Origin of the sequence: Algoriphagus sp. (assembly GCF_024305035.1) — a bacterium.
Taxonomy (GTDB): domain Bacteria; phylum Bacteroidota; class Bacteroidia; order Cytophagales; family Cyclobacteriaceae; genus Algoriphagus.
In genome coordinates this window covers 58,627-70,487 of the sequence record NZ_JAMWZB010000014.1, presented here as the reverse complement: position 1 = coordinate 70,487, position 11,861 = coordinate 58,627, and the positions used below count along the sequence as shown (strand labels likewise).

12 protein-coding genes are annotated in these 11,861 nt (G+C 42.6%); 4 read left to right on the top strand and 8 right to left on the bottom strand.

Features of this window, described 5'->3' with window-relative positions:
• Positions 1-34 precede the first annotated feature (34 nt).
• From Q0L00_RS09740 to Q0L00_RS09730, 3 genes are all read left to right on the top strand, one after another.
• The gene (locus Q0L00_RS09740) at positions 35-1,261 is read left to right on the top strand and encodes a Glu/Leu/Phe/Val dehydrogenase dimerization domain-containing protein (RefSeq protein WP_297336691.1); all 1,227 of its coding nucleotides are present in this window, start codon (positions 35-37) and stop codon (positions 1,259-1,261) included.
• Between the two features lie 181 nt (positions 1,262-1,442).
• Positions 1,443-2,966 (top strand): sodium:proton antiporter, encoded by a 1,524-nt coding sequence (locus Q0L00_RS09735; RefSeq protein WP_297336690.1) that lies wholly within the window; start codon positions 1,443-1,445, stop codon positions 2,964-2,966.
• 112 nt (positions 2,967-3,078) lie between these two features.
• On the top strand, positions 3,079-3,648 hold the full coding sequence (locus Q0L00_RS09730; protein WP_297336689.1) for a hypothetical protein: 570 nt from the start codon (positions 3,079-3,081) through the stop codon (positions 3,646-3,648).
• 13 nt (positions 3,649-3,661) lie between these two features.
• Here the strand turns inward: Q0L00_RS09730 and Q0L00_RS09725 are convergent, their stop codons facing one another.
• Positions 3,662-4,249, bottom strand: coding sequence for a DNA-3-methyladenine glycosylase I (locus Q0L00_RS09725; protein ID WP_297336688.1), 588 nt, complete (start codon positions 4,247-4,249; stop codon positions 3,662-3,664).
• Between the two features lie 87 nt (positions 4,250-4,336).
• Between Q0L00_RS09725 and alr the strand changes: the two genes are divergently transcribed.
• Entirely contained in the window at positions 4,337-5,491 is a 1,155-nt protein-coding gene (alr, locus tag Q0L00_RS09720; protein ID WP_297336687.1) for an alanine racemase, read from the top strand.
• Between the two features lie 18 nt (positions 5,492-5,509).
• Here alr and Q0L00_RS09715 read toward each other — a convergent pair whose 3' ends face one another.
• The 7 genes from Q0L00_RS09715 to rfbC form a co-directional block, all read right to left on the bottom strand.
• On the bottom strand, positions 5,510-6,247 hold the full coding sequence (locus Q0L00_RS09715; RefSeq protein ID WP_297336686.1) for a shikimate dehydrogenase: 738 nt from the start codon (positions 6,245-6,247) through the stop codon (positions 5,510-5,512).
• A complete protein-coding gene (locus Q0L00_RS09710) occupies positions 6,244-7,179 on the bottom strand; it encodes a DUF368 domain-containing protein (protein WP_297336685.1) in 936 nt (311 codons plus the stop codon). Before Q0L00_RS09710 ends, Q0L00_RS09715 begins: the two co-directional genes overlap by 4 nt.
• A gap of 59 nt (positions 7,180-7,238) precedes the next feature.
• Positions 7,239-8,009, bottom strand: a complete 771-nt coding sequence (locus Q0L00_RS09705; protein ID WP_297336684.1) for a phosphosulfolactate synthase — start codon at positions 8,007-8,009, stop codon at positions 7,239-7,241.
• Between the two features lie 17 nt (positions 8,010-8,026).
• Positions 8,027-9,442, bottom strand: a complete 1,416-nt coding sequence (locus tag Q0L00_RS09700; RefSeq protein WP_297336683.1) for a tetratricopeptide repeat protein — start codon at positions 9,440-9,442, stop codon at positions 8,027-8,029.
• Between the two features lie 128 nt (positions 9,443-9,570).
• A complete protein-coding gene (locus tag Q0L00_RS09695; protein WP_297336682.1) occupies positions 9,571-10,521 on the bottom strand; it encodes an NAD-dependent epimerase/dehydratase family protein in 951 nt (316 codons plus the stop codon).
• Between the two features lie 3 nt (positions 10,522-10,524).
• Positions 10,525-11,271 carry a CpsB/CapC family capsule biosynthesis tyrosine phosphatase gene (locus tag Q0L00_RS09690; protein ID WP_297336681.1) on the bottom strand — a complete coding sequence of 249 codons (747 nt, stop codon included), beginning with the start codon at positions 11,269-11,271 and terminating at the stop codon, positions 10,525-10,527.
• Positions 11,272-11,826, bottom strand: coding sequence for a dTDP-4-dehydrorhamnose 3,5-epimerase (rfbC, locus tag Q0L00_RS09685; protein WP_297336680.1), 555 nt, complete (start codon positions 11,824-11,826; stop codon positions 11,272-11,274). It abuts the gene before it with no gap.
• Between the last annotated feature and the right edge of the window lie 35 nt (positions 11,827-11,861).

Here is an 11,861-nt window from a genome sequence, read left to right as displayed (position 1 = left end):
CTATTTTTGCGCAGCATATAAACCCAAATACGAGATGCAAGAATTATTAAAGAAATTTGAAAACAAACAACCTGAAATCATTTTTGAATGGTCCGATTCTGAGTCCGAGGCGGAAGGATGGGTCGTGATCAACTCTCTTCGTGGGGGCGCCGCAGGTGGAGGCACCCGAATGCGAAAAGGGCTGGATAAGCGTGAGGTGGAGTCTCTTGCAAAAACTATGGAGGTCAAATTTACCGTGTCGGGTCCGGCTATAGGAGGTGCCAAATCGGGGATAAATTTTGATCCGAAAGACCCCCGGAAAAAAGAGGTTCTGAAAAGGTGGTATAAAGCGGTGACGCCTCTTTTAAAAAATTATTATGGTACTGGTGGGGATCTCAATGTAGATGAAATCCATGAGGTGATTCCAATTACCGAATCCTATGGAATCTGGCATCCACAGGAAGGGATTGTCAATGGGCATTTTCATGCTTCTGAGCCTGAGAAAATCAGAAAAATAGGACAACTCAGACAGGGCGTTTCCAAAGTTTTGGAAGATCCAAAATACACTCCAAACGGCCCCCAAAAATATACTGTAGCAGATATGATTACCGGTTTCGGAGTCGCCGAAGCGGTCCGTCATTATTATCAAATCTGGGGAGGAAAACTGGAAGGAAAACGTGCGGTCATCCAGGGCTGGGGAAATGTAGGTGCCGCGGCGGCCTGTTTTTTGGCAGTGGAAGGAGTAAAAATCGTGGGTATAATCGATCGCGAAGGCGGTTTGATCAAACAGGAAGGGTTTTCCTTGGATGAGGTTCGGGAGCTTTTTGTGCATCGGAATGGCAATCAACTTGTAGCTGATGATTTGATTCCTTTTGATCAAATCAATGCACAAATCTGGGATTTGGAGTCTGAAATTTTTATCCCTGCCGCAGCTTCACGATTGGTTACCCGAGAACAAGCTGAGCGAATGGTCAATGCCGGCCTAGAGGTAATTTCCTGCGGAGCTAATGTGCCATTTGCTGATCCGGAGATTTTCTTTGGACCAATCGGAGTATGGGCTGATCAACAGGTTTCAGTAATCCCCGACTTTATTGCCAACTGTGGGATGGCTCGGGTCTTTGCCTACCTGATGAGCGATCATGCGATGGTCACCGATGAAGCAATTTTTCAGGATGTAAGTGAAACGATTAAAAGCGCTCTGAAAAGGACCTTCGCAGAAAATCCAGGTAAAATTAAACTAGCCGAAAGCTCCTTTAAAATAGCTTTGGGTCAACTCGTGTAAAACTAATAGAATCCCTCGCCCGGCTGGTTTAACTTTTGGTTAAATCCGTCGGGTTTGATCTTTGATTTGTGTCATTTTAAGGCAAAATCTGTAGTTTAGCAAATTGGGAAGTAGGTTTCCAACCCAAGAATATTTGCTTAAATTGACCCCCTAGAAACCCCGGCTTATCCCTATTAAACATATGAAGAACTATATACTTGGCCTATCCCTGCTTTTCGGAATTCTGATTTTTTCCAGTATCAAACCTGTACCAGCATTGGCCCAAATGAGCAGTCCGGCTGCTGAGTATGTAGCTCAAGCCGAAGATCAGGTGGAGGCCGGTTCAAGTGTAGAAATACAACAGGATGAAGAACATGAGCAGGAGGCGCATCACACTCCTCCGGGCTGGTTAGTGATTCCTTTTGTGGCGCTTTTATTAATGATTGCCACAGGCCCCCTTTTTTATGAGCATTTTTGGCACCATAATTACCCTAAAATCGCTATTGGCTTAGCCATATTGGTAGTTCTTTATTACTTATTTGTGCTAGGTAATGTCCACGGTCCGGTTCATGCTTTAGCAGAGTATGTGCAGTTTATCGCGCTTTTAGCCTCACTTTATGTTGCATCAGGAGGTATACTCATCGAAATCGATAAGAAGGCTACTCCCATGGCCAATGTTTCCCTCTTGTTGATCGGATCTTTGGTGTCCAATTTAATCGGTACGACAGGTGCTTCCATGCTTTTGATCCGACCTTTTATTCGGCTGAACAAAGGGAACATCCAGGCCTACCATGTAATTTTCTTTATTTTTATGGTTAGTAATATTGGAGGTTCGCTAACCCCAATCGGGGATCCACCGCTATTTTTAGGGTTTCTTAAGGGTATTCCGTTTTTCTGGACCTTGGAGTATAACTGGGACAATTGGTTATTTGCCCTGATTCTACTTTCAGTGGCATTTTATTTCATTGATCGAAAACTTGGGCGCGCAAATGATGTGCTGGAGCCGGAAGAAGAAGCGTCTTATACCAATAAATTTTCGCTGATTGGTGTGAGAAACTTTGCTTGGTTATTTATTATAATCTGTTCTGTTTTTCTGGATCCAAATGTCATTGAGTGGGTACCAGCGATTGTTTATGATGGGCAAAAGTTTTCTTTCCTAAGAGAGATCATCATGTTGTCGGTCGCTTACCTTTCCTATCGTTTTGCAGATCAACGGGCAATCAAAGGAAATGAATTTAATTTTGAGCCTATTCGAGAGGTAGCCTTCATTTTCGTGGGAATATTTGGTACCATGATGCCAGCGCTGGAGTTGGTGGGTAATTTTGCAAAGTCTCCCGAGGGAGCAGCTTTAATTACCCATAACACCTTGTATTGGGGAACGGGAATTCTTTCAGGATTTTTGGACAATGCTCCGACTTACTTGAATTTCTTGGCCGCAGCCATGGCCTCTGAAGGGGCTTCCATTAATTCTATAGAGGATGTTAGGACTTTTGCGGCAGATGGTTATCCAGATTCAGCGTTTGAACTGATGGCCATCGCCATTGCTTCGGTTTTCTTCGGAGCGATGACCTATATCGGGAATGGGCCCAATTTTATGGTCAAATCCATAGCTGAGCAAAATGGCGTCAAAATGCCGTCCTTCTTTGGTTACATCATCCGGTTTTCCCTTCCAATCTTACTTCCGATTTTAATATTAGTTTGGTTGGTTTTCTTCGCTTTTGCGTAAAGTCTGATCAAACGCTTATTTAAAACCGACCTGTTTATAAACTAACAGATCGGTTTTTTTTATTTAATTCTACTAAAAAAACGTATCTTAACCATGATTTAATACTAGGGTCATGAGGTTCAAAACTGTTTTTATTCAGTTGATTATCTTGTTTTTCGTTTCTTGCACGGAGGAAGACTTTGCACCTAGAGGAAGTCAATTACTGTTGAATCCCAATTTATCCCTTTATCCTGACAATGTTTTTCCTTGGGTTCCCTCCAATAATAGCTCAGCCGGGGTCAGTTCTGACGAGTTTGTGTCCGGCAATAGGTCCCTTTTTATTCAAAGTCTCGATACGGCTTATCTTGGAGGTGGAAACTGGACCCAAACATACACAGGACCGATGCCTGCCCCAGGAAGTACGTTGGAGCTTTTGGTATTTATCAAAGGGGAAAATATCAGGACTTCACCAAACTCAACCGGGAAAATAACGGTATTTTTTCGAGTGGACCCCTCTAAAGATAGTGGAGGGCGATCCGCAGGAGCACAAAATGAAATTGAGGGAAATTTTGATTGGTATTTATTGAAAGCAACCTTGGAAAGCTTTCCAGAGGACGCGGAATCCATCAGGGTAAGCTTAAATGTTCCTGATCTTACTTATGGTAAGGTCTATTTTGATGAAATTAATCTAACCGTCAAATAAATCCGTCTAGGGCTTATTTCACTAAAGTCTTTACCGCTTGGTAACGAAAACAATCCACCAAATGGTCATTGACTAAACCCGTGGCCTGCATATGGGCATAAACCGTTGTGGAGCCCAAGAATTTAAAGCCTCGTTTCTTGAGATCTTTGGCCAGTTTATCGGATTCGGGTGAGGTGGCAGGAGCATCTTTCATACTTTTAAGCTGATTTTGGATGGGTTTTCCTCCGACAAAATCCCAGATGTATTCGGAAAAAGAACCAAATTCAGCTTGAATTTCCATAAATCGCTTTGCATTGTTGATGGCAGCTTTGATTTTCAAGGTATTGCGGATGATGCCGGGATCCTGCAAGAGCTCTTCCACATAGCTATCGGGAAATTCTGCCACAATTTTATAATCAAAATCAGCAAAGGCTTTGCGGTAACCTTCTCTTTTTTTCAGGATTGTCGCCCAACTCAGGCCTGCTTGTGCACTTTCCAAAATTAAAAACTCAAAATGGGTCTGATCATCATAGACTGGCACCCCCCATTCGTTGTCATGATAATCTCTATACTGTGGAAAACTCAGACACCAGGGACATCGAGACAGTGATTGTTCTTTCATAATTTCAAAAGTTTTGAATAAATGTAGAAAAGAATTGGGAATTGGGCTTTGCCTCCCTTAATTTTTGGCTTTCCCTTTAAATCATTTATGATCGCAACGTCTTTTTTGGAAATCAGTGCCAAAGCCTATCGGCAAAATATCCGTTACATCCGATCCGAAATCGGCCCGAAGCCGACTATTTCAGCTGTGGTCAAAGGAAATGCCTACGGCCATGGTATTGAAGAAATGGTTCAAATTGCCGAAAAAGCCGGAGTCAGGCATTTTAGTACCTTCAGTTCAGATGAAGCTTGGTTGGTTAAACAATACTCCAAGAAAAACTCCGAGATTATGATACTTGGGATGTTGTATCATCAGGAGATAGGAGCGCTGATCAACGCAGAGATCAGTTTTTATGTGTTTGATTTTGAACGATTGGAAAAAACTGTAGACGCATCAAAAAAAATCGGAAAAGCCGCTAAAATCCATATCGAATTGGAAACGGGGTTTCACCGGACTGGATTTGAATGGGAGGATCGGCAGAAATTGGTTCAGGTCCTTCAAAAAGCAAAGGAACATGTGATTCTCGAAGGGCTTTGCACCCATTATGCTGGAGCCGAAAGTGTCAGCAACTATGTGCGAGTCAAAAATCAAATTTCAGGCTATTACAATTTCAAAAATTACCTGTCGGAACACCACCTCTTTTTCAACCGTTACCATACCGCTTGTTCGGCCGCTACCTTGATTTTTCCAGAAACCATCATGGACATGGTCCGGATTGGAATAGCGGGTTATGGATTTTGGCCTACCAAAGAAACCTATTTTGCTAAGCTAAAGGACCTACCTAAAACAAATAAAAATCCGCTCAGGCGTTTGATTACTTGGAAAAGTCAAATCATGAGCTTGAAGAAAGTGAAAATGGGGGAATTTGTTGGCTATGGAAACAGCTTTATGGCGTTGAAAAACATGAAACTGGCTATCGTCCCGGTTGGCTATGGGCATGGCTACAGTAGATTGCTTTCTAATTCCGGTCAGGTTTTAATTGGTGGGCAGCACTGTCAAGTAGTCGGAACGGTGACCATGAATGCCATTGCAGTGAATATTACTCCGCTAAAAAATGTCCAGGTTGGCGATGAAGTCGTCCTAATTGGCAAGCAAAAATCAAAAGAAATCACGGTGGCTTCCTTCTCGGAATCCACCCAACAGGTAAACTATGAGTTGTTGACCCGTCTACCGAAAGATATTCCTCGAAAGATCATTCCTTAGAACTGCTAAAACGCAAACCTAAGAATTCCAGATTTTCCATGCTGCTTCTGCCTGAAGTTCAAGCATATCCTGTCCATTTTTCACTTTTCCTCCTTGGTCGAGACAGGCTTTCATCAATCGCGTGATTGCTGGATTGTAGACCAAATCGTAAATAAAATGACCGGAATGCAGCTGCGAAACCGGGATTTCTGCCATTACATTGGTTTTGGGAAAGGTACCCAAAGGGGTGGTATTGATGATTAAAGGATGATTTTCCATCAAGGAAGGATCTTTGGCTAAGTCTTCATAGGTGATTAAACCTGACCCAGGATTTCTGGAAACAGAAAGAAAATCCACCTCCAAATCGGTCAGTGCTTGTTTGACCGCTCTGCTGGCTCCACCCGTTCCCAATACCAGCGCGGATGGGATTTGATTTCCCAACCATTGGTGAAGGGATTGCTTAAATCCGATGTAGTCAGTATTGTAGCCGATTTTTAATCCGTTTTTGATGTGGATGCAATTCACGGCCCCAATTTTTTCGCAAGCTGGATCAAGTCGGTCCAAAAATGGAATGACCGCTTGCTTATGAGGTATGGTTACCGAAAGCCCTTCCAGTTCTGGGTTTTCATTTACAATTTTTTCAAATGCACTAATTTCGGCGATTTGATGTAAATCGAACCGGCAGTTTTGAATGTCCTCTTTTTCAAACTTGGCTTCAAAGTATTTTTTGGAAAAACTATGGCCCAGTGGATAACCGATCAATCCGAATTTTCTCATGTTTTCTGGAGTTTTTGTGCCAACCATTCGATAAATAATACGATTCCTATTCCGAAAAGAAAAGCCAATACGGCGGAGAGCAGTTGGGGCTCTTTTCCAACAATCTCCAAATAATTCCCAGGAAGGAGGTTTTCGGTTAAAAACGGCTTTGCTTCCCCACTCGAGGAGGTGCGCCATTCGATGACTTCTTTCCAAGGCCAAAGTTCGTTGACTGATCCCAGCATAAAACCGGAAAGGAGTCCGATTGTGGCCGAATGAAATTTTCGAAGCAAAAAGGAAACCACGCGGCTAAAGGTCAAAATTCCTACCGCGCAGCCGGCTGCAAAAATGGCTAAGGTAAGGATATCCCGGTCAGATAGTGCTTTAAGGATGACTTCGTATTTTCCTAAAATCAACAAGATAAAACTCCCGCTGATGCCAGGCAAAATCATGGCACAAATCGCAATTGCCCCGGATACAAAAATAAACCATTGGGTATCTGGAGAAGTAGTAGGAGGCAAATTGGTTACCCACCAGGCGATGGCAGTACCGATCAAAACAGCCAAAAAAACTCCAAGGTGCCATTTTTTGATGTCTTTTAGAATTAAGAAAGCACTGATCAAAATTAAACCACAGAAAAAGGACCATAATGGAATCGGTTCCTCTGCCATCAGGTAGGTGATGAGTTTGGACAAGGCAAAAATACTAGTTAGGATACCCAAGAGTAAGCTCGCTAGAAAAGTCCCGTTCACAGCCTGATAAAACTTCTTAAACTCAAGGTTTTTAAGTAAGCTGAGGTTTTCTAAATTAAAGGAATTAATACTTTCTAAAAGCGTCTGATAAATCCCGGCAATCAAGGCAATCGATCCTCCGGAGACCCCCGGGACAATATCGGCTGCGCCCATTGCCATCCCTTTTAGATAGGTCAATCCGTTTTTTTTCAATGATTTCATGGTAAAAATAAGGCTGACCAAAATCAAATTCGATCAGCCTTTCTTTTAGGATGGATAAGTTAGAGTTTGATTTCTCCTAAGAAATGATCGAAAGTATCTCCTCGTAGTCCCAGACGGATGGTTTCTAGCGGGATTACCTCAGAAGGGCTAATATTCCCTAAATTCACATTGGCTCCAAGCAGCTTGATGAACCAGACCTGCTGGGATTTAATTGGTGCTTCCCAGATGATTTTTTCTTCAGGAATCTGAGTGAGAATCTCCTCTACTAAGCCCTGACGCACTTCCCCTGAATCACGGAACAATCCAACGTTTCCGCCTTCCCTTGCCTCACCGATAACTTTCCAAGCACCGGCTTCGAGTTCGGTTTGCATCTGTTCAATCCACTTGTATGGAGGGATAATTTTTGCGGCATCTTTGGACCCGACTTCAGAGAGTACGGTCACTTGCTTGGCAAGGGTAGAAATGTATTCACATTTCTTATCGTGATTCAAGGATATTGAGCCATCGGATACTTCTGCAAAAGTCAGATTGTATTTATCCAATACTTTTCGGTAATCGTCGAACTGACCTCTGACGATAAACGCTTCAAATAAAGTTCCTCCAAAATAAACTGGAATACCGGCTTCTCGGTAGATGGCGAGTTTTTCAGAAAGATTTTTGGTCACATAGGAGGTGGCCCATCCTAATTTGACAATATCGACAAAATCCGAACAGCTGTCCACAAAGTCCTCTACTTCTCTCAGGCTGAGGCCTTTGTCCATCGCCATCGTAAACCCCGCATTGCGAGGCTTTTCAGTTCGCAAGGGGATGTTCTTTAGCACATAATTCATTCGCTTGGTTTTAAGTTTTAGGGCAAGAGATTTTCATCTCGATACTGGGCAATTAATTTGTAGATGGCCTTTTGCTTTTGAAGCTCAGGCATCAGCTCATACAAAATCGTATGCCGATCAAAGTTCAAAGTTAAGGCATTTTCCAAAAATGAAAACGCTTCTTTGTATTTGCCCATTTTGATTTGGTAAACTACCATTCGATAATAGAGCTCAGCTTCCTCGGGAAGTTCGTCAATTCCTTCTTGAATCACGTCAATGGCTTCCTCAAAGCGGTTTTGATCAAAATAGATCACCGAAAGGTTGACGTAGGTTTCCATAATTCCCGGTTCCAAATTGATTGCCTCTTCATAGGCTTCAGAGCTGGCCTGGAGATTTCCCAGATTAAATTCCGCATCGGCAAGGCCTACCCAGTAATTGGGGTTTTCTTCACTGAGCTTGATTGCTTTTTTGAAATAATGAATGGCCTCAAAAAATTTATTTTTCTTTAGCATGCACATTCCCAAGCCAAACCAAGCGTCATCATATTCCTCGTCTAGTTTTGCTGATTTTTTGAAGTACTTAAACGCCTCGTCGATTTTTCCCAACTTTTCGTAGGCCGCACCCATATAACAGCAATTTTCGGCATTTACCCCTTCGCAATTAATGGTATTTTGGTAAGCTTCCAAAGCCAACTCGAATTGCTGGGTATTCATAAGGGCATTGCCCAGATTAAAGTAAGCCGAAGCAAAGGAATCGTCAATCAAGATGGCGTAATCGTAAGCTTTGATCGCTTCTTCAAATCGGCCCAATCGATTGTAAACCACGCCCAAATTATACCAAGCCCCGGCACTGTAGGGGTCCTGATCGATAAATTCTTGGTAAAACTCCAAAATCTCATCAAAGTTTCCCTCTTCCTCGGTAATCATAGCCAGCTGAAAGAGTGCGTCTTCGTGGTTGATTCGGATTTTTACGGATTCTTTAAAGTAATAGCTGGCCTTGGTATTGTCGCCTTTGGCACGAAAGAGATTTCCCAATGAATAAAAAACTTCTGCCCTATCCTCAGCAAGCGGAAGAAAATTTTCTAGGAGCTCAATCCCTTCCTGTGGGTTTCCAGCAAGAATATAGGCATTGGAAAGCGCAAGAATGATTTCCTCATTATTGGGTGAAATGGTATTGATATTCTCCAAGATTTCTAAGCCTTCCTCGAGCTCATCATTGAAGATGAGGCATTGGGCTTTGAGGAGTTTGATTTCTACTGAAAAGGGGAATTTTTCCAAAGCAAATTCAGAAGCGCGAAGTGCTTTTAGGAATTTTTGCTGTTCAAAATAAAATCGGATAATGTCCTCCAGTTCTTCTTCGTCAAAATAAAGGTCAAGATTTGACTTGAGGGAGTTTTCAAAGCGCTCTACCAGCTTTTTGTCGTTTTCCCAATCGTGATCGTGATCTCCGGTCATTCGCTTGTGTTAAGGTTTACTTAAATTACCGAATATTATTTATTCTCAAATCTAGACTGTTCTTTTTTTTAAATCTTTAACAGGAATTCTATTCGGATTGTGGTTAACGAACCTTATTCAAAATAAGTTTATTTGGCCCAAGAAAAGGTTTCCTCCAGACTACGAAAGCGAAAATCTAATGCTTGACAGACTTTTTCATTAGAATAGCTAATTTTTTGGGAGGATATCATCGCTGTTTTTTTATTCAACGGATTTTTACTCAATCCCAATTTTCGCATAATGCCCGCAAAAATCACAGCGAACCGGAGCAAAGTCGGATTGGCTTTGATTCTTGGAGCTTTTTTGCCAAATACGTTTGCCATCCGCTCAAAAAACTCCCGATAGGGAATCGATCCTGCGCTGACGATGAATCGCTCCCCCCAAAGCTCCTTTTCAAAGAGCAGCCGAATTACAGTCGAGGTGTCTCTAACATCCACATAGTTGAGGTCCCCTGTAGGATAATATCGGTTTTCTTCCAAAACGTAGTGGTAGATGGCCGTGCTACTTCGATCATCTGTGATTTTACCTAGGATAATGGAGGGGTTAATAATCAGTACTTGGAGTCCTTCCTGCTGTCCTCTCCATACCTCGAGTTCGCCCCAATACTTAGAAATAGCATAATCCGTGTTGAGAGGGGAATCCACCCATTTGAAATCCTCATCCAATTTAAATTGGTCAGCACTGCGACCGATCGCTGAGACCGAGGAAATGTGAATGAGCTTTTTTACTCCAGTATTTTGCATGGCATTGACCAAATTGGCGGTGCCAGTGACATTTACCTTAAAAAGAGCGTTGGTTTCTCTAGGATCAAATGAAACCAAACCAGCTGAGTGGATAACTAAATCTATGCCTTCCAAAGCAGACTCCAAAGACTCGATATCGGATAGTTCGCCCTCGTGCCAAATTACCGGTAGATTTTCATCCAATAGCTTCGCACTTGAATGGGGACGGCGAAATCCGTGAATTTCTCCTTTTGAAGAAAATTCCTTGGCCAGGTAGCTTCCCAATAAGCCGGTGATTCCTGTGATGAGGATTTTCATAGCTTAGAGGCTTGAATTGAGCCAATTTTTCTCGCGAATCCGATCGTAAAGCTTGGATTTTGGCAAGAGTTCGAGCATATCCAGGTACCGCTCATTGTGGCAGTCTGTCCCAAAGAATTGCACATTTCCTTTTTCCAACAGAAGCTCTGCAAAATCTTTCACTTGCTTCGAGTAAAAACCCGTGAGAGATAGTAAATTGATCTGAAGAATCACATTGCGATCCAGCAAGTCCTGAAGGAGAGCTTTGTCCGCATGGAGGTATTGATAGCGCTCCGGATGAGCAAAAACGGGCTTGTATCCGGCCATTTCCAAATGAAAAAAAATCTCCAATAACATCTGAGGGCGATTGATAAATCCGGTCTCGACCAATATGAACTGATCTCCAAAAGTCAGAAGTTTTTCCCCGCTTTTTACTTTTTCAAGAAATATTTCATCCATATAGTACTCGGCAGCAGCATCAATCTGCAGGTCAATTTCTTCTTTTTGGATGGCTTTTCTGAGATCTTCCAGCCCCAAGCCGATGATTTCGGGAGTATTTCGGTAGTACTCCGACATAATATGAGGCGTGGTAATAATCTTTTTCAATCCATAGTCAACCAGTCTCCGCACTAGAACCAGTGATTCTTCCATGGATTTGGATCCATCGTCTATCCCTGGGATCAAATGCGAATGCATGTCAGCCTGCAACCAGCTCAGGTCCAAGCTCTCTATTACTTCAGGTTTGCGTTTAAATAGGTCTAGAATGCCCATTTATAATCCTCCTCCACTTATTTCTGTAAATTTTTTTAAGCTCGGCCAAGTCTCATCCTTGGCAGAAATGATGGGCTGCTCCACTTGCCAGTCTAGGGCAAGCTCAGGATCATCCCATTTGATGCCTCCCTCGCTGGCTTGGTGATAATAGTCAGAGCACTTGTATGCAAATATAGCATCTTCTAGCACAGAAAAGCCATGGGCAAAACCAGTGGGAATATAAAGTAGATTATTACGATCTGCATCAAGTATTGCAGCATAGCTTTTGCCAAAAGTAGGGGAGTTTTTTCTCAGGTCTACTGCAACGTCCAACACTTTTCCCTGAATAACACGGACCAGCTTAGCTTGGGCAAAAGGTGCTTTCTGAAAATGGAGCCCGCGGACCGTTCCTTTTTGGGAAAAAGACTGGTTATCCTGGACCCATGGGTGAGTAATACCGTGAGGTTCCAGCCAATCACTCCGGAAAGATTCAAAGAAATAGCCCCGCTCATCTCTAAAGATTCTGGGCTGAATCTCAAGAATGCCTGGCAAAACTGTCGTTGAAATCTGGGCCATAAGAGCAGTTTTTTTGATTAATTTGTAAAATAACC

Coding starts and splice junctions, on each gene's coding strand:
- Q0L00_RS09730 (WP_297336689.1), top strand. CDS start 3,079: ATGAGGTTCAAAACTGTTTTTATTCAGTTGATTATCTTGTTTTTCGTT.
- Q0L00_RS09690 (WP_297336681.1), bottom strand. CDS start 11,271: ATGGGCATTCTAGACCTATTTAAACGCAAACCTGAAGTAATAGAGAGC.
- Q0L00_RS09700 (WP_297336683.1), bottom strand. CDS start 9,442: ATGACCGGAGATCACGATCACGATTGGGAAAACGACAAAAAGCTGGTA.
- Q0L00_RS09710 (WP_297336685.1), bottom strand. CDS start 7,179: ATGAAATCATTGAAAAAAAACGGATTGACCTATCTAAAAGGGATGGCA.
- Q0L00_RS09715 (WP_297336686.1), bottom strand. CDS start 6,247: ATGAGAAAATTCGGATTGATCGGTTATCCACTGGGCCATAGTTTTTCC.
- Q0L00_RS09725 (WP_297336688.1), bottom strand. CDS start 4,249: ATGAAAGAACAATCACTGTCTCGATGTCCCTGGTGTCTGAGTTTTCCA.
- Q0L00_RS09740 (WP_297336691.1), top strand. CDS start 35: ATGCAAGAATTATTAAAGAAATTTGAAAACAAACAACCTGAAATCATT.
- Q0L00_RS09695 (WP_297336682.1), bottom strand. CDS start 10,521: ATGAAAATCCTCATCACAGGAATCACCGGCTTATTGGGAAGCTACCTG.
- Q0L00_RS09705 (WP_297336684.1), bottom strand. CDS start 8,009: ATGAATTATGTGCTAAAGAACATCCCCTTGCGAACTGAAAAGCCTCGC.
- rfbC (WP_297336680.1), bottom strand. CDS start 11,826: ATGGCCCAGATTTCAACGACAGTTTTGCCAGGCATTCTTGAGATTCAG.
- Q0L00_RS09735 (WP_297336690.1), top strand. CDS start 1,443: ATGAAGAACTATATACTTGGCCTATCCCTGCTTTTCGGAATTCTGATT.
- alr (WP_297336687.1), top strand. CDS start 4,337: ATGATCGCAACGTCTTTTTTGGAAATCAGTGCCAAAGCCTATCGGCAA.